Annotated in this window: 15 protein-coding genes; 8 read left to right on the top strand and 7 right to left on the bottom strand. The window is 58.3% G+C overall.

Annotation, left to right across the window (positions count from 1 at the left end; genetic code table 11):
- Window positions 1-21: 21 nt before the first annotated feature.
- Together O2N63_RS14760 and O2N63_RS14755 are read left to right on the top strand one after the other, a co-directional pair.
- The gene (locus O2N63_RS14760) at window positions 22-1,719 is read left to right on the top strand and encodes an ABC transporter permease (RefSeq protein ID WP_271055053.1); all 1,698 of its coding nucleotides are present in this window, start codon (window positions 22-24) and stop codon (window positions 1,717-1,719) included.
- Entirely contained in the window at window positions 1,712-2,356 is a 645-nt protein-coding gene (locus O2N63_RS14755) for an ATP-binding cassette domain-containing protein (protein ID WP_271055052.1), read from the top strand. The genes O2N63_RS14760 and O2N63_RS14755 overlap by 8 nt, the downstream gene beginning before the upstream one ends.
- Here O2N63_RS14755 and O2N63_RS14750 read toward each other — a convergent pair.
- Window positions 2,340-5,774, bottom strand: a complete 3,435-nt coding sequence (locus tag O2N63_RS14750; RefSeq protein ID WP_271055051.1) for an indolepyruvate ferredoxin oxidoreductase family protein — start codon at window positions 5,772-5,774, stop codon at window positions 2,340-2,342. The two genes, O2N63_RS14755 and O2N63_RS14750, sit on opposite strands and share 17 nt — an antisense overlap.
- A 135-nt stretch (window positions 5,775-5,909) precedes the next feature.
- On the opposite strand from O2N63_RS14750, the gene O2N63_RS14745 reads away from it, so the two are divergent.
- The 4 genes from O2N63_RS14745 (at window position 5,910) to O2N63_RS14730 (ending at window position 8,442) form a co-directional block, all read left to right on the top strand.
- Window positions 5,910-6,374, top strand: coding sequence for an Lrp/AsnC family transcriptional regulator (locus O2N63_RS14745; RefSeq protein WP_271055050.1), 465 nt, complete (start codon window positions 5,910-5,912; stop codon window positions 6,372-6,374).
- Between the two features lie 165 nt (window positions 6,375-6,539).
- On the top strand, window positions 6,540-7,274 hold the full coding sequence (locus tag O2N63_RS14740) for an energy-coupling factor ABC transporter ATP-binding protein (protein ID WP_271055049.1): 735 nt from the start codon (window positions 6,540-6,542) through the stop codon (window positions 7,272-7,274).
- Complete coding sequence (locus tag O2N63_RS14735) at window positions 7,249-7,872, top strand: energy-coupling factor transporter transmembrane component T family protein (RefSeq protein ID WP_271055048.1); 624 nt, start codon at window positions 7,249-7,251, stop codon at window positions 7,870-7,872. The genes O2N63_RS14740 and O2N63_RS14735 overlap by 26 nt, the downstream gene beginning before the upstream one ends.
- Window positions 7,873-7,896: 24 nt before the next feature.
- Window positions 7,897-8,442, top strand: a complete 546-nt coding sequence (locus tag O2N63_RS14730; protein ID WP_271055047.1) for a biotin transporter BioY — start codon at window positions 7,897-7,899, stop codon at window positions 8,440-8,442.
- 56 nt (window positions 8,443-8,498) lie between these two features.
- Here O2N63_RS14730 and O2N63_RS14725 read toward each other — a convergent pair whose 3' ends face one another.
- Window positions 8,499-9,512, bottom strand: coding sequence for a type I glyceraldehyde-3-phosphate dehydrogenase (locus tag O2N63_RS14725; RefSeq protein WP_271055046.1), 1,014 nt, complete (start codon window positions 9,510-9,512; stop codon window positions 8,499-8,501).
- 154 nt (window positions 9,513-9,666) lie between these two features.
- Between O2N63_RS14725 and O2N63_RS14720 the strand changes: the two genes are divergently transcribed.
- The gene (locus O2N63_RS14720; protein ID WP_271055045.1) at window positions 9,667-10,230 is read left to right on the top strand and encodes a cytochrome b; all 564 of its coding nucleotides are present in this window, start codon (window positions 9,667-9,669) and stop codon (window positions 10,228-10,230) included.
- A gap of 33 nt (window positions 10,231-10,263) precedes the next feature.
- Here O2N63_RS14720 and O2N63_RS14715 read toward each other — a convergent pair whose 3' ends face one another.
- From O2N63_RS14715 to O2N63_RS14700, 4 genes are read right to left on the bottom strand one after another with little or no spacing between them, the layout of a single operon-like run.
- On the bottom strand, window positions 10,264-11,007 hold the full coding sequence (locus O2N63_RS14715) for a maleate cis-trans isomerase family protein (protein ID WP_271055044.1): 744 nt from the start codon (window positions 11,005-11,007) through the stop codon (window positions 10,264-10,266).
- Window positions 11,004-12,173, bottom strand: coding sequence for a M24 family metallopeptidase (locus tag O2N63_RS14710; RefSeq protein WP_271055043.1), 1,170 nt, complete (start codon window positions 12,171-12,173; stop codon window positions 11,004-11,006). Before O2N63_RS14710 ends, O2N63_RS14715 begins: the two co-directional genes overlap by 4 nt.
- Window positions 12,166-13,371, bottom strand: coding sequence for a diaminopropionate ammonia-lyase (locus tag O2N63_RS14705; RefSeq protein ID WP_271055042.1), 1,206 nt, complete (start codon window positions 13,369-13,371; stop codon window positions 12,166-12,168). The genes O2N63_RS14710 and O2N63_RS14705 overlap by 8 nt, the downstream gene beginning before the upstream one ends.
- Window positions 13,371-14,519, bottom strand: a complete 1,149-nt coding sequence (locus O2N63_RS14700; protein ID WP_271055041.1) for an amidohydrolase — start codon at window positions 14,517-14,519, stop codon at window positions 13,371-13,373. Before O2N63_RS14700 ends, O2N63_RS14705 begins: the two co-directional genes overlap by 1 nt.
- Before the next feature lie 120 nt (window positions 14,520-14,639).
- On the opposite strand from O2N63_RS14700, the gene O2N63_RS14695 reads away from it, so the two are divergent.
- On the top strand, window positions 14,640-15,089 hold the full coding sequence (locus tag O2N63_RS14695) for an Lrp/AsnC family transcriptional regulator (protein ID WP_271055040.1): 450 nt from the start codon (window positions 14,640-14,642) through the stop codon (window positions 15,087-15,089).
- Between the two features lie 3 nt (window positions 15,090-15,092).
- On the opposite strand, the gene O2N63_RS14690 is transcribed toward O2N63_RS14695, so the two are convergent.
- Window positions 15,093-15,998 carry a glucokinase gene (locus O2N63_RS14690; protein WP_271055039.1) on the bottom strand — a complete coding sequence of 302 codons (906 nt, stop codon included), beginning with the start codon at window positions 15,996-15,998 and terminating at the stop codon, window positions 15,093-15,095.

The raw sequence follows: 15,998 nt of genomic DNA, 5'->3' as shown, positions 1-15,998 counted from the left end.
GCCGGACAGTTTGGAAGCTGAATGGCAAAATCCCGATCCTTCTTTCCGATTCTTCCTGCGCTGACCTTGCTGTTATTGCTTGGGCCGGTGTTGGCAGGGCTTGTCGGGACGATTTTGCCGGGCTTCGGCCATCTTCCGGCGGCGGGATTATATGGTCCTTCACTGGATCCGTTTCGGGACCTGTTTGACTGGCCGGGGTTCTGGCCTGCGGTGCGATTGTCTGTTGGCACGGGAGTTGCCGCGGCGGCAATCTCGCTAACAATTGTTGCGACCATTCTCGCGGGCTGGGCAGGGACACGCGCTTTTGGCTGGGTCGAGCGCCTGTTGTCTCCGCTTCTGGCAGTGCCCCATGCGGCGGCGGCTTTCGGGCTGGCGTTTCTGATTGCGCCGTCCGGCTGGTTGTTTCGGCTGGTGTCTCCGGGACTGACCGGGTGGCAGCGGCCCCCTGATCTTCTCATCCTGCAAGATCCGATGGGTTTATCACTGATAGCGGGCATGGTGATCAAAGAAGTGCCATTTCTGCTTTTGATGTCTATTGCCGCAATGGGGCAGGTGGGAGGTGCGCGCCGTTTGGCTGTGGCGCAATCCATGGGCTACGGGCGGGTAGCGGCCTGGATGTTCACGGTGTTTCCGGTGGTTTACGGGCGTATTCGGTTGCCCGTTCTGGTCGTGCTCGCCTGGTCCATGTCCGTGGTGGATGTGGCGGTGATCCTTGGCCCTTCAACACCGTCGACCTTATCCGTGCAGATTGTGCGCTGGATGTCAGACCCTGACCTTGTGTTTCGTCTGCGGGCTGCTGCCGGCGCGTTGGTGCAGCTAGGGCTTGTTCTCGGGGCGGTCGCCGTCTGGTGGGGGCTAGAGCGCCTCTTGGGGCGGCTAGGGGCCTCTCTGGCGCATCGGGGGCTGCGGTTGGGGGCGGACGCCCATATTCGGGCTGGAGGGCTCCTGTTGGCGCTCCTGACGGCTCTCTTGCTGTTTTTGGGGCTGCTGGGGCTGTTTGTGTGGTCTTTTGCTGGCTTCTGGAGCTTTCCAGACCTTTTGCCGGATCAATTCACCCTGCGCAGTTGGCACAGGGATAGCGTAGGCAGCTGGCAGGCTGTCAGCGAAACGGCTGTAATCGCCGGGGCCGCAGTTGCGGTCGGATTGTTCCTGACGCTTGGTTGTCTTGAGGCAGAAGAACGCCACGGGCTTCGCCTGACCCAGCGCGGAATGTGGCTGTTGTATTTGCCGCTCCTCATACCGCAAACCGCGTTTCTACCGGGGTTGCAGACCTTGATGCTGTCTCTGGGGCTTGAGACGGGCAGGGGAGCGGTGGTCGTTGCGCATCTGGTTTTTGTTTTGCCCTACATTCGCCTGTCGCTACAGGATCCGTGGATGCAATGGGATCGACGGCAAGCGGTGGTGGCAAAAGCGTTGGGGGCATCCCCTGATCGTGTCTTATGGCGGGTCAGACTGCCCATGTTACTCGCCCCAATCCTGACCGCCGTTGCGGTGGGGATTGCCGTGTCGGTTGGCCAATACCTTCCAACCTTGTTGATAGGTGGAGGGCGCGTGGAAACACTCACAACCGAAGCGGTTGCCTTGGCATCCGGAGGGGATCGCCGGGCCATTGGCGTGTTTGGATTGTTGCAAACCGCCGCAGCTCTGCTGCCCTTTGCCTTGGCATTGATTGTGCCAGCGCTGGTCTGGAGAAACAGAAAAGGATTGCGGGATGGATGATCACACAGCGGGTCTGGTGCTTGATCACGTTGAGATCCGGCAGGCGGGGCAGGTTTTGGTGCAATTGAACCATCGTGTGAAACCCGGTGAGGTTCTTACGCTTATGGGGCCTTCTGGTATTGGGAAATCAACACTTCTTTCCGCGATAACGGGCGCGCTTGCCCCGGTGTTTGAGCTGTCTGGTCGGATCTTGCTGAATGGGCGTGACATCACGGAATTGCCGCCCCATCAGCGGCACACAGGTATCCTGTTTCAAGACCCGTTGCTTTTTCCGCATATGTCGGTTGGCGCTAATCTGGCCTTTGGATTGGCCCCCGGAGGTTCGCGCCAAAACCGGCAGGCAAGGGTGGAAGAGGTTTTGGCTGAGGTCGGCTTGGAAGGATATGCCTCACGGGACCCAGATACGCTTTCCGGAGGTCAGAGGGCACGGGTTGCCCTGATGCGGATGTTGTTATCCGATCCTCAGGCTTTATTGCTGGACGAACCATTTTCAGGATTGGACGCCAGCCTGCGCACCAAGGTCCGAAATCTGGTCTTTGAACGGGCCAAAGCCTGTGATTTGCCCGTTTTGATGGTGACCCATGACGCCGAAGATGCGAAGGCGGCTGGTGGCGAGGTGATCACGCTGGGGGTATGACGCCCAGTTCGCGCATTGCTTTTTCCACCTTCGGCAGCACGGCATTAACAGCTTCTTCCTTCACCGGTCCAAATCCGCGGATATTCATTGGGGCAGACAAGATCGCTTTAGCTATCTCGATTTCATGTTCTGACTTCGGAGAGGGCAGGGTGGTCAGGATTATTTCAAACCATGTGATCAACTGCCGTTCTTGCCGCCGCTCCTGAGACAATCCAAACGGATTAATTGTGCGTGAACGGAGGAACTTGAAATGCGCCAAAATGGTGAAAGCCCTGGCCATCCAAGGTCCGAACTGAATTTTTCCGGGACGTCCCCGGCTGTCAGTTTCGCCTGCGAAACCCGGTGGGGCGAGATGGTAGTTGATGGTGAACCCAGGTTCGAATTCATTCTCCAAACCACCCAAAAACTCTGGATCTAGATGCAGGCGGGCCACCTCGTACTCATCTTTGTAGGCCATCAGCTTGAAAAGAGACTTTGCCGCCAAACTGGTGAAGTCATCCCGAATATGTTCGGGCATCCGATCCTGGAAGTGGCGCAACGTATCGCGGAAGCGAAGAGCGTAATCTGCATCCTGATACGCCGTCAGCTCTGCTGCACGGTGTTGAATGATATCATCCGCAGTTTTCGGGGCAGGGGAGGGGGCTGGTTCCGCTAGGGCGTCCGGTACTTCGGCCATGATGCGCCCAAGGTCAAACGCCTTGTTGTTGTTCTGAAGCGCCACACCATTTAGCTCAATTGCCTGTTTTAGTGCCGCTTCGCTGACCGGAACCAATCCCTTCTGCCACGCATACCCAAGCATCATCACATTGGCGTAGACCGCATCCCCAAGAAACCGCTCCGCGGCGCGGTTTGCGTCGAAACCCGACAGGTTTTCCGCCCCGATTGCCTCTGCGATCACCTTTTGGCGTCGATCGACCTTCAAATTGGCATCCCGGTTCAGCACCACATCCCCGGTGGGCATCTCTGCATGATTCAGCACCAGTTTAGTGCCTTTTCGGTAGTGCATCGAAGCTTTCGGAGAAGAGCTGACCACAACATCGCACCCAATCACCGCATCGGCCGCTCCGCTATCAATGCGCACCTGATGGATGGCGTCAGGATTGCGACCCAGGCGGATGTAACTCAACACAGTCCCGAATTTCTGGGCAAATCCGGTGAAATCAAGAACGCTGGACCCTTTGCCTTCAAGATGGGCGGCCATTGTGATCAATGCGCCCACCGTGACCACACCCGTTCCGCCAACGCCCGTGACCAACAGGTCAAAGGGTTCCGTGAGTGGTGGAAGTTTGGGAGTGGTCAGGCGGTTCAGAAGTGGCGGTAGGTCCACCGAAGTTCCGGACCGTTTGCGGCGAGTGGCGCCTTCGACGGTCACAAAACTGGGGCAAAACCCTTCCAGGCAGGAGAAATCCTTGTTGCAGGAGGACAAGTTAACGCGCCTTTTGCGCCCAAACTCCGTCTCGATTGGTTCGATACTCAAGCAATTGGAGGCAACGGAACAATCTCCGCATCCTTCGCAGACACGCGGATTGATCACCGCAAACCGCTTGGGATCTTCTGCCGTGCCACGTTTGCGGCGGCGGCGCTTTTCAGTGGCGCAGGTTTGCTCATACAGCAGGACCGTTACACCGGGGATCTCACGCAATTCGCGTTGCAACTTGTCCAGTGCCGAACGGTCATGGAAGGAGGTGCCGCGCGGAAAATCTCCGGGGTTGAACTTGCTGATGTCGTCGGACACCAGAGCGATCCGCTCGACCCCTTCTGCGCGGCAGGTCTGGGCGATGCCTTGCACTGAAATCGGACCATCAACCGGCTGTCCGCCGGTCATCGCAACCGCGTCATTGTAGAGGATCTTGTAGGTGATATTGGCGCCCGCTGCGACTGCCTGTCGAATGGCCAGTGATCCGGAATGATACCAGGTGCCCTCGCCAAGATTCTGGAACAGATGTTTGCCCCCGTTGAATTTTGACGCCACCAGATGCGGCACGCCTTCGCCCCCCATCTGCGCATAGCCGCCAGTGTTGCGGTTCATCCAGCTGGCCATGACATGACAGCCAATGCCCGAGGCTGCCTTTGATCCTTCCGGTACGCGTGTTGAGGTGTTGTGCGGGCAGCCGGAACAGAAATAGGGGGTGCGGGTGGCACCGGGTACGCTGATCGACAATGTAGGTGGTGCCATCAGGGCCCGGGCCTTTTCGACCAGACCTTCTTCAGGGAAAAAGTGGTCAAGTCGTTCTGCAACATGTGGCACAAGGTCCAGCGGGCTGAGTTCGCCGGTCCACGGCAAGAGCGGGTCGCCGGCAGCCCGGTGTTTGCCTACCATTTTTTCTGGTTTGTCGCCAGGCCAGTCATAGAAATACTCTTTGAACTGGCTTTCGATGATGCCGCGTTTCTCTTCGATCACCATCACTTCGCGCTTATTGCGCACAAAGGCCAGCGCGTCTCGCCGGGCCAGTGGCCAGACCATGCCAACCTTGTAGATATCGATGCCCAACCGACGACAGGCGGTTTCGTCAAGACCCAGCAGGCGCAGAGCTTCCATCAGATCGAGATGCCCCTTGCCGGTGGTCACGAAACCAAACTCGGCATCTTTGACATCGTAAATTCGTTTATCGATCGGATTGGCCTCGGCAAAGGCTTCGACAGCCGCCAGTTTAAACTCGATCCGTGTTTCGATTTCTGGGCTGGGCAAATCCGAGGGGCGAATATGCAAACCACCGGCAGGAAGCGCGAACTCGGGATGCGAAAAGTCCCTATCTTCACGCAATTCTACCGACTGACCGGATTCCACCGTTTCCGAGATGGCCTTGAAACCAACCCAGGTCCCAGAAAAACGAGACAGTGCCAATCCGTATTCACCGAACTCAAGATACTCGCCTACAGATGCAGGATTGAGCGTCGGCATGAACCACGACATGAAGGCGACATCTGATTGGTGCGGCATAGAAGATGAGACACAGCCGTGATCATCGCCGGCCACAACCAGAACCCCCCCTTTGGGGGAAGACCCATAGGCATTGCCGTGTTTGAGTGCATCGCCGGACCGGTCAACGCCCGGCCCTTTCCCATACCACATGGAAAATACGCCCTCGACGTCACAATCAGGGTCTAACACAGCTTGTTGCGCGCCAAGAACGGCGGTTGCCCCAAGGTCTTCATTGACGGCGGGCATGAATGAAATGCGTTTTGCGTCTGTGAGATCTTTTGCTCGCCAGAATTCCAGATCGAGAGCGCCCAGTGGGGAGCCGCGGTAGCCCGACACAAAGCCGCTCGTGTTGAGTTTTGCTGCACGATCCCGTCTGGCTTGGTCCAACATGATCCGAACCAGAGCCTGGGTTCCTGTCAGAAACACGCGCCCATTGGTCTTGGTGTAGCGGTCTGTCAGTGCGTAAGTGGGAAATTCGGGGGCAGGCTGGGTCATTGTTGGCGGCTTTTCTGAACAAGTTTATCAATTGTCGCCATATCCCAGCGAAGAAGTTGACCAAAGTTCTGGTCAAAAGCACAAACAGACGGGTAAAGTAGTCAATAACACCATCAAATATGGATAAATTTTGCAGTGGATCTCGATAATCTGGATTGGAAACTTCTTTCGCTCTTGCAGAAGGATTGCCGCATCTCAAATGCAGATCTGGCACTTGCAGTTGGATTGTCCGCCTCATCATGCTGGCGCCGCGTTCGGGCGCTGGAGGATGCGGGTTTAATTCGCCGATACGCGGCCCAATTGGATCCTGCGCGTGCCGGGATGGGGTTTCAGGCGATCGTGCATGTTCAGCTTACCCGTCACGATCCTGAAAAACTCGCCGAATTCATCCGTGTCATCGATACGCGCCCCGAAGTGGTCGAGTGTTTTGCCACCACAGGTCAGGCAGATTATCATCTGCGCGTGATTGTGCGCGATCTGGAAACCTACAATCAGTTTCTTGAAACCGTGCTCTTCCGCCTGTCTGCCGTGGCGAGTGCACAAACCAATGTGATCCTCCGCAGTGTGAAATCCTATCAAGGGATCGGTTCACAGGTATAGGCAACCGCCTGATTGGTCTCTGGTTTGCCCCGGATGTTACCCGCGACCTTGCGCCCGATCTGTATTTTCTTGCGGTATTTCTTGAAGGAAGTCCTTAAAAGCAGCGGAACAGTTTCGATTCCATGACTTGGTTGCGTGGATCTATGGAATGAAGGACCACAAGTGGTGCGAGATACGGCAGGATCTGAAATCACCCTCAGCGGGGTGAGTTATGGTCAGGATGGCAAACCCATCCTGCAGGATCTTTCGGCCATATTATCCGCTGCTCGGATTGGAGTGGTCGGACGCAACGGTTCGGGGAAAACGACGCTTTCGCGTATTGTGGCCGGGTTGATCTTGCCAGATGCGGGGACGGTCTCGGTGGCCGGTATTGATCCCGGGTCAGATAGGAAAGCTGCGCTGTCGACAGTTGGGATCCTGTTTCAGAACCCTGATCATCAGATCATCTTTCCCACAGTGCTCGAAGAGCTTTCATTTGGGTTGACCCAACAGGGCCACAGCAAGGCGGAGGCCGAGAACCTGTCCCGGTCATGGCTTGCAGATTATGACGTGTCTCATTGGGCCGAAGCCCATGTCAGCCGATTGTCTCAGGGCCAAAAACAGCTTGTGTGCCTGATGTCGGTTCTGGCCATGCAGCCAAGATGGCTGGTGCTGGACGAACCGTTTTCCGGGCTGGATTTGCCAACGCGGGCCCAGCTATCGCGCCGGTTGGAGCAATATAGCGGCAATATCTTGCACGTCACGCACGCGCCCGAAGATCTTGCAGGATACGATCATGCGATTTGGCTGGATCAGGGGCGATTGGTAGGGCAGGGGGCACCAGGCCAGCTGATCCCTAATTACATAGACGAGATGCAGCGGCAGGGGGCGGGTAATGATCTCACTGACCTCGCCGATTAGAACCCGCGCACATGAGTGGCCTGCCGGGGTGAAGCTTTTGGCGCTGGCGGTCGCTACTGCGCTGCTGTTTTCCGCCCGAACCGTGATGCCGCAGGCCTTGGCCTTTGCCGGGATGGTCGTGCTTTACATCTTGCCCGGACCAGAATTTGCCCGTGCCGGGTGGCGATCTGTGCGGATCATCTGGCCATTTGTGGTTTTGATCGTGCTCTGGCATCTGGTCACGGCAGATTATGCAGCGGGTCTGGTGATTGTGCTGCGCATGATCACGGCCGTGGGTTTGGCCAATCTGGTTACGATGACCACCAGTCTGAGTGAATTCATTGCGGTGATCCGATGGATCACAACCCCGTTGCGCCGGTTTGGTCTCAGGTCTGAAGCATTAGAAGTGGCCATTGCGCTGGTAATCCGCTTTACACCGGTTCTGGTCGAAAAGGGGCACGGGCTGCGCTTGGCATGGCGCGCACGGTCCACCCGGCGTGCTGGGTGGCGTATTGTGCTGCCATTCACGGTTCAAGCACTGGATGACGCGGATCATGTTGCAGAAGCATTGCGCGCCCGAGGCGGGTTGCAGGCGATGCAGACCAACGAGAATAAATAATACGATCCTGAAGGAGTGAGGGATATGGAACGGAATGTAACTTTGATCGCGCTATTTGCGGCGCTGATTGCGGCCTTGGGATTGATCCCGCCAATTGCGCTTGGGTTTGGGGTGCCAATCACCGCCCAAAGCCTTGGCGTCATGTTGTGCGGTACAGTGTTGGGCGCCAAACGCGGGACACTTGCAGTCTTGTTGTTCTTGCTGCTTGTCGCCATTGGTCTACCGCTTCTGTCGGGCGGCCGAGGCGGCTTGGGCGTGTTCGCAGGGCCGACCGCAGGGTTCCTCGTCGGTTTCCCCATCGGTGCCTTTGTCATCGGGCTGACTGTCGAAAAGATGCGGGTGGGCAATCTGGCCGTGATCGCAGGTTTGGCCGCCATGATCGGCGGCATTGTCGTGGTTTACCTCTTTGGCATCCTCGGATTTTCCTTTGTGACTGGCAAAGGGGTTGGCGCCTCAACCACAATCATGGCCCCGTTCATCCCAGGTGATGTGATTAAAGCGATCATCGCCGGTGTACTCACTCAGGCGCTTTACAAGGCCCGCCCAGCAAGCGTTTTGTCGCGCGCCTGATCGCGAAACCAACGGATCGGAGCGGCAGACCGCTCCGATTTTTCCCTGTGCCGGGATCAGGCGCTTTGTCTCATCATGCGCGCCATGTCGAGCATTCGGTTGGAAAACCCCCATTCATTGTCATACCAGCCAAAGACGCGCAAAAGCCCACCGGGGCTGACGGAAAGTTCGCGGCCTGAAATAATCAGGCTTTCTGGACGCATCCGCAGATCCGATGAGACCAGCGGTTCTTCGGTCCAGCCCAGCACGGGGCTTTCCAGTGCTATTTCCTTCAATCGCGCGCGGGCAACCTCTTCGGGGATTTCGTTTTCCACCTCAACCACCAGATCAAGGCAGGACACGCTTGCGGTGGGCACGCGAATGGCACGGGCTTCGATCTTGCCAGCCAATGCCGGAAGGACCTTGCCCACCAGTTGATGGGCCGAGGTGGTGGTGGGGACCATCGACAGCGCCGCCGCGCGTGACCGTGCCGGATTGGCGCGGGGTTTGTCCACGGTGGGTTGGCTGCCGGTATAGCAATGCACGGTGGTCATATGCCCGCCCACAAGCCCCCATTCGCGGTCGACCACCGCCAGAAGCGGGGCCAAGGCATTGGTGGTACAGGAGGCGTTCGAGATGATTTTTTGGTCCCCCAGATCCTTATCATTGGCACCCAGAACCACGGTGATATCGGCCTCGTCCGAAGGGCCGGAGATCAGCACGCGCCCGGCGCCGGCAGCAAGCCCGCGTTCAGCCATCGCGCGTTTCCCGGCCATGCCGGTGCATTCAAACACGATGTCCACATCGGATAGGTCCATCACGCTGATATCGGGATGGGCGTGAAAGGGGATAGCTTTGCCATCGACCAGCAGTGCTTCGTGATTTTCCTCGACCGTTCCAGGCCAGGGGCCAAAAACGCTGTCATATTTGAACAGATAGGCACATGTCTCGAGCGGTTCGATGTCGTTGATGAACACGACTTCGAATTCCGACGGCTCCGCCAACAGGATGCGCAGGATCGACCGGCCGATCCGGCCAAAGCCATTCAGGCCAATTCTGATTTTCCCCGTTTCGGGCGCAATGGATGACATGTTCGGCTCCGTAACCAGACAGCAACGCGGCCAGAGAACGTTACCGCGTCACGGGGTGCAAGTGGAAACTGCACATTTGGCGTATTGGTTGGGCAGGAAGTCGGGAACTGGCCCAATCCGCTGTCTTTCACTATTTTCAGGTTTTGGCGACGGAATGCCTGGTTCCATCCGTATCACGCTAAAGAAACGCCCGGCGCGGTCGGGCCCGCACAGATACGAGGATGCCGTGACCCAGCCCAAAGGGTATTCGCTTGCCCAGATCCGCCTGCATTGGATCGTTGCCGCCCTGATCGCGGCGCAATATGTGTTCAAAGGACCGATCGAAGAGGCTTGGAGCGCCTTTCGTGATGGGGCGGAGATTGCCTTTAACCCGCTGATCTTTGCTCATGTGGTAGGTGGGATGCTGGTGTTGCTCTTTGCCCTCTGGCGATTGACCTTGCGCAAGACCCGTGGCGCGCCGCCCCCGCCGGAAGCCGAGGCGAAGCCGCTGAAGATTGCGGCTCACATCACCCATTGGACGCTATATGCGCTGATGATCGGGATGCCGATCAGCGGTGGGCTGGCGTGGTTTGGCGGCGTGGAACAGGCTGCTTTTGCCCATAATGTGCTGAAGGTGCCGCTGTTGATCCTGGCGATCCTGCATGTGCTGGCCGCGCTGTTTCACCAGTTCGTGCTGAAAACCAACCTGATTGCGCGGATGAAACGGGCCGAGGTCTGATCTGTCCGGGAACGGGCCTTGTGCGGCCCGTTTTTACATCTGCAACAGCCGCCCAAATCCGGTCTGCGAGTGATGCAGCCCGGCAAGCTGCATCATGTGCCAGGCCAGCGCCTGATTGCTGGAGAGCGCGGCCACGCCAGTGTGTGTTTCGATTTCCTCAAGGATGTTCAGACAGCGCAGGTTGGTGCAGGAAATCACGATCGCGTCACAGGGCTGGGCCTCGGCCACCTTGATCGCCGCATCCAGAATGGCGCGTTCGGTGATGCGTGCGACCATCGGGTCGCGTCCTTCTTCAAAGGACCCAAATCCGGCGATGTCAAACCCAGCCTCTTCCAGCTTTCCCCGCATCTTGGCCGAGACTTCGGCCACATAAGGGGTCAGGAAGCCTAGCCGTTTTGCCCCCAGATGCCGCCCTGCTGCGATGATCGCGGCCAGAGGGTCGGTGATTTTGGCATTTGGGCAGACGGATTGAATCGCCTTTGCCACATTTTCTGACCCGATCACGGTCGAAGCCGAGGTGCAGCCATAACCGATGACGTCAAAATCCAGCGAGGGCGGAAAAAGCCTGACCGCGGCGGGTAGATCCGCTTCCATTTGCGAGAGCGTCTCTGCGTTAACTTCGGCCACCATCGGGATGCGCGAATGATAAAGCGCCACGCCGTCGCGCGGGATCATCCGGGCAAATTCGGGCTCCAGTGTTTCGTCTGTTTCCAGCACCACAACGCCAAAAGTGGCGCGTGTGCCGATGCCATTATCCGTGTCGAAGTTGAGTTTCATGAGATCACCGGAAGTTCAGGGGCTGCCCGGTGTGAAATGAGTTCTGCCCCATCCGACCGAACAACAAGGTTTTCTTCATGCACCATGATCCGTCCGTCGCCGTAGGACAGGGACGGTTCCAGCGTCAGCACCATACCTTCCTCCATCACCGTGTGATCCCACGATACATGCGACGGCCATTCGGTGAGCTGCATACCCAGCCCATGGCCCAGACGGCCTACATCGCCGCCCGCATCATCCAGCTCGGCAATCACGCTCTGCATGGCATGGAACAGCTCGGCGCAGGTTGTGCCGGGGTTGGCGGCCGCAATCCCTGCCTCTGTCGCGCGCCACAAGACGTCATAGGCCTGACGCGAGGCATCATCGGCACTGCCAATGGCCCAGTTGCGGTCGAAATCGCAGAAATACCCGTCCCATGTCATGCCAGTATCCAGCATCATGATGTCCCCCCTTTGCAAGGGGCGGCGTGAGGGGGGCGAAATTACGTCGTGATAGCCGCCCTGATCGGCTCCGCCAACCAGATAGGGCACGTCATCGGCGCCCTGCAAAAGCGCTTCGCGGCGGAAGGCGCGGAATGTGTCCTCGAACGCCTGCCCCTCATGGGCCAGCGAGGGCACCTCGGCAAATGTGTGTGAGCCGATGGCACAGATCCGATGGAGCTTTTCGATCTCGGCTTCGGATTTCACCATGCGCAGGCCCCGCACGATGCCGGTGCAATCGGCAATGCTCAGACCGGGCAGCCCGGCCACCAGCCGCTCGTAATCGCCAAGTGGCATGCGCAGCGCAGTTTCATGGCCTTTCATGACACCAATGGTGGCACCTTTGGCGGCGAGCGGCGTGAGCAGCTCAGTCAAAAGGCTGATTCCGTCATCCTCAGGCGCAGGGGCCGACCATGTGCGGATATCCTCGATCCAGGTCTGGCGCATCAGCGCTGCGCCGATTTCCGGGATCACTGCAATCGGTTTGCCTTCGGCAGGCACAAACAGGAACCACGGTCGGGTTGGGCTTTGCCAAAATAGCGTGTGAAACCCGCTGAAATAGCGTACCTCCGCTTCGGTGAGCAAAAGCATCCCGGCCATGCCGGTCTCCGCCATACGCGCCTGCGCTTTTTCCGTGCGTGCGGCGAATTCCGTGTCAGTAAATCCCCGGATCAGGGCGTCAGACATGCTCTATCCCTTTTTCGTTCTCAGCCATGATGGCGGCGAAAATCGCCGCGTCGGTCACACCTTCCGAGCCGATCAACAGCACGCGTGAACCTGCATCCAGCCCCAGCTTGGCCGACAGACCCGCATTCTGGCGCACGGCGATCAAGGCGGCAAGCCCGGCCACGGCGCTTTCGCCTGCCTCGACGGCCTCGTCACCAAATTCGGGTCGGGCGAGCAGACGCACGGTGGGGGGCACGATGTTGTCGGGGATGGTCAGGAAATCACTGGCTTCCTCAGCCAAAATCTCCCACGCCATTTCCGACGGCTCGCCACAGGACAACCCGGCCATGATGGTTTCTTCCTGAATGGCGACATTGGTGGGTTGGCCCGCCTTGGCGCTGTCAAACAGGCAGGCGGCGAGGTCAGGCTCGACGATCACAACACGCGGGGCGGCGTCGCCCCAATATTGGCGCAGCCCTGCGGCCACGGACGCAGCCAGCCCGCCAACGCCCCCTTGCAGGAACACATGGGTCGGCGCCTTGTCCAGCGCTTCACACGCCTCGCGGGTCATCACGCCATAGCCTGCCATCACGTCGCGGGGCGGCTCGGTATAGCCTTCCCACGAGGTGTCCGAAACCACGAACCAGCCGTTTTCTTCGGCTTCGGTTTTGGCAAGGATCACCGATGCGTCATAATCCCCGTCGATCCGCACCACATCTGCGCCCAATTCGCGCATCGCTTCCGCCCGGCCTTCGCTGACTTCTGCGTGGATATAGATCCGGCAAGGCGCGCCGACCCGCTGACAGCCCCAGGCAAGCGAGCGGCCATGGTTGCCGTCGGTGGCCGAAACCAGCGTGATGTTCGCGATCTCACCTGCGTATTTGCCCGAGCGGATATCGGCCAGCGTAACCTCTTGCCCCAGACGCGAAGTAAGCTCGCGCGCCAGCACGCGCAGCGCCGCGTAAGACCCGCCAAGGGCCTTGAAACTGCCAAGCCCAAAGCGCGGCCCTTCGTGTTTGTAGTGAATGGCGCCTACACCGATGTTCTCTGCGATCCCGGCAAGCGAGACCAGCGGGGTCGGGGCATAACCTTTCCACGCGGTGATTTCCGCCCAGCTGTTGGCGAAATCCTGTTCCGACAGCACTGAAAAGGCCGCTTTGGATGGTTGCGGATTGCCTTGTGCATAGGCGAGGGTGGCGGTGGTGAATGCGTTGTGCATCAGCTGTCCTTTCGTTTGGGCAGGCGGTCACGGACCAGCTGCACCCAGAATTCTGCGCCGATTGGCAGCAGAGCGTCGTTGAAATCATAATCTGCCGCATGAAGCGGCTGGCCGTTTGGCCCGTCGCTGCCATTGCCCAGAAGCAGGAATGCGCCGGGTACGGTGGCGGTGAACTGGGCAAAATCTTCGGAAAAGCTCATTGGTGGGCGGTCGCGGATCACCTCGCAGCCGGCGGCCTCGCCCGCGCGGTAGACCGCGTCGGTGGGGGCTTCGGCATTGATGGTTTCGATGAATTCGGCGTTGAACTGAACTTCCACAGTCACGCCATGGGCTGCGGCAATGCCACCCGCAAGCTGACGCATGAAACGCTCTACTCCCTTGCGGTCCTCGGGCAGGCGGGCGCGCACGTCACCCTTAAGCGTGGCGCGGCCCGGCAGCACGTTGCGCTGCCCATCGGTCAGGAATTCGGTCACAGACACCACCGCCCCGGCACCCGGAGCCAGCTTGCGCGAGACGATGGTTTGCAGCGCAAGCACCATCTCGGCGCCCACGGTGATTGCATCCACCCCCACATGGGGCATCGAGGCGTGGCCGCCACGGCCCTGAATGGTGATTTCAAACAGGCTTTCGCTGGCGCAGATCTGCCCCGCGCGGGACGAGATCTGACCCAGCGGGGCGCCGGGAAGGTTGTGGATTGCGTAGACCTCGTCAATCGGGTGGCGTGTCAGCACGCCCTCTTCGATCATCGCTTTGGCGCCCAGCCCGTGCTCTTCGTTGGGTTGGAAGATGAACACAACGGTGCCATCGAAATCAGGGTCTTTTGCCAGACGCTCGGCTGCGCCCAATAGCATGGTCATGTGCCCGTCATGGCCGCAGGCATGCATCTTGCCGGGGATGGTCGAAACATATTCGTGGGACGAAGTTTCCTGGATCGGTAGCGCATCCATATCGGCCCGCAGCCCGATTGCGCGGTTGCCGGTTCCCGATTGCAATACGCCGACAATGCCTATGCCCTCATGCACCTCGATGCCGAGATTGCGCAAATGATCCGCCACCAGTTGCTTGGTCCGGGTCTCTTCAAAGCCCAGTTCCGGGTGCCGGTGTAGATCGTGGCGAAGATCTGTCAGATTGGTGAGAAAATCGTCCATTGTTCCCTCATGAAGGTGATCGACATAGAATCACGCGGAATTTGAGAGAGGTGTGGTATCATTTGCTAAAAACTGCGATTTAATTTATTTCATTATGGCCTATTTGAGATTGGAAAGAGAATGGATGGTAAGGATCTGGAAATTCTGCGTCTGGTACAGGGGAATTCACGACTGACTGCTGAGGTGATCAGTCAGGACGTAGGCCTTTCCGCACCGGCCGTGCAGAAGCGACTGCAAAAGTTGCGTAGCGCGGGTGTCATTGAACGTGAGATCGCTGTTTTGTCGCCTGCAAAGCTGGGTCGAGAGATGACGATTATCGTCGAAGTGGTGCTGGAACGCGAAAATCGTGCATCTCTGGATGCTTTCAAGCGCAAGATGCGTCAGGCCCCCTGTGTCCAGCAATGTTACTACACCACTGGAGAGGGGGATTTTGTCCTGATCCTGACGGTCAAAGACATCAAAGAATATGAAGAGTTCACCCAGGAATACTTCTTTGATGAAAGCAATATCAGCCGGTTCAAGACGGCTGTGGTGATGGACCGGGTGAAAGCGTCTTTGGACGTTCTTTGACGGTCAGATTACGACGCGCGCGCAGCCTTTCAGCGCGGCAGCATCATCTGTGATCACCCGAACCGGGGCGTGCAGCCCGTCGGCAAGAGCCATTGGTGCGGAATAGGTCTGGATGAACCTGTCGCAGGCCGGGCTTGTCAACAGTGTCCGGGCCACACCTCCGGCAAAATACACTCCGCCTTCCGGAAGGAACGACAACAGCAGGTTGCGGGTGAGTATCGCGAGAAGTTCAGCATAGAACTCCGCAAATTTTATTTGCGCCGCGCCCATATCTGCCGAGAGGACATGTTTCGGAGGCATGGGATCCTTTGTCACAAGCGCATAGGCGCGTGACAGGCCGCGACCAGAAAAGAGATGCTCGACGGTCATGAATTCATCAGCTGCGGAACTGATCCGGTTGGCCAGAGCGTGATGGATATCGACGGGCAGGGCGGCGTGGCCCAGCTCTGCGTTCAGGCAAAATGGCTCGCCGCCGCGTAAGAGAACCGGGCTGACGTTGAACCCGGTTCCAACACCCACGATTAACGCCTGCTGTGGGTTGGTTGCGTCCGTTCCCCAAATTGCGTGAAGGCTGTCTTGGTCAAAGGTGGGAACGGCCTGCCCCAAGGCCCCAAGGTCATTCAGAAGCAGGGAAGGGATGTTTCCGTATCGCGCTGAAAGATCGGTTGTGCAGAAGCTCCAATCCCGGTTGGTCAACCGGGCCGATCCTTCCCCCACCGGCCCGGCCACAGCCACCGCCATATCCGTGAGTGTGACGGCGCTTGCGTCGCGCTGATACTGTGCAATCACATCCGTAAAGGATGCGAAATCATCATTGAGAAAGCTGCGCACGCTTTCCCCCAGCAATTTCCCGTCACGGGCAAGACCAATACGGGTATTGGTCCCGCCCACATCTGCAACAAGCCGCAT

Source organism: Aliiroseovarius salicola, assembly GCF_027891095.1.
Classification (GTDB): domain Bacteria; phylum Pseudomonadota; class Alphaproteobacteria; order Rhodobacterales; family Rhodobacteraceae; genus Aliiroseovarius; species Aliiroseovarius salicola.
Note: the sequence above shows the minus strand (reverse complement) of the source record. Positions and strands in the feature narration are given on the sequence as shown.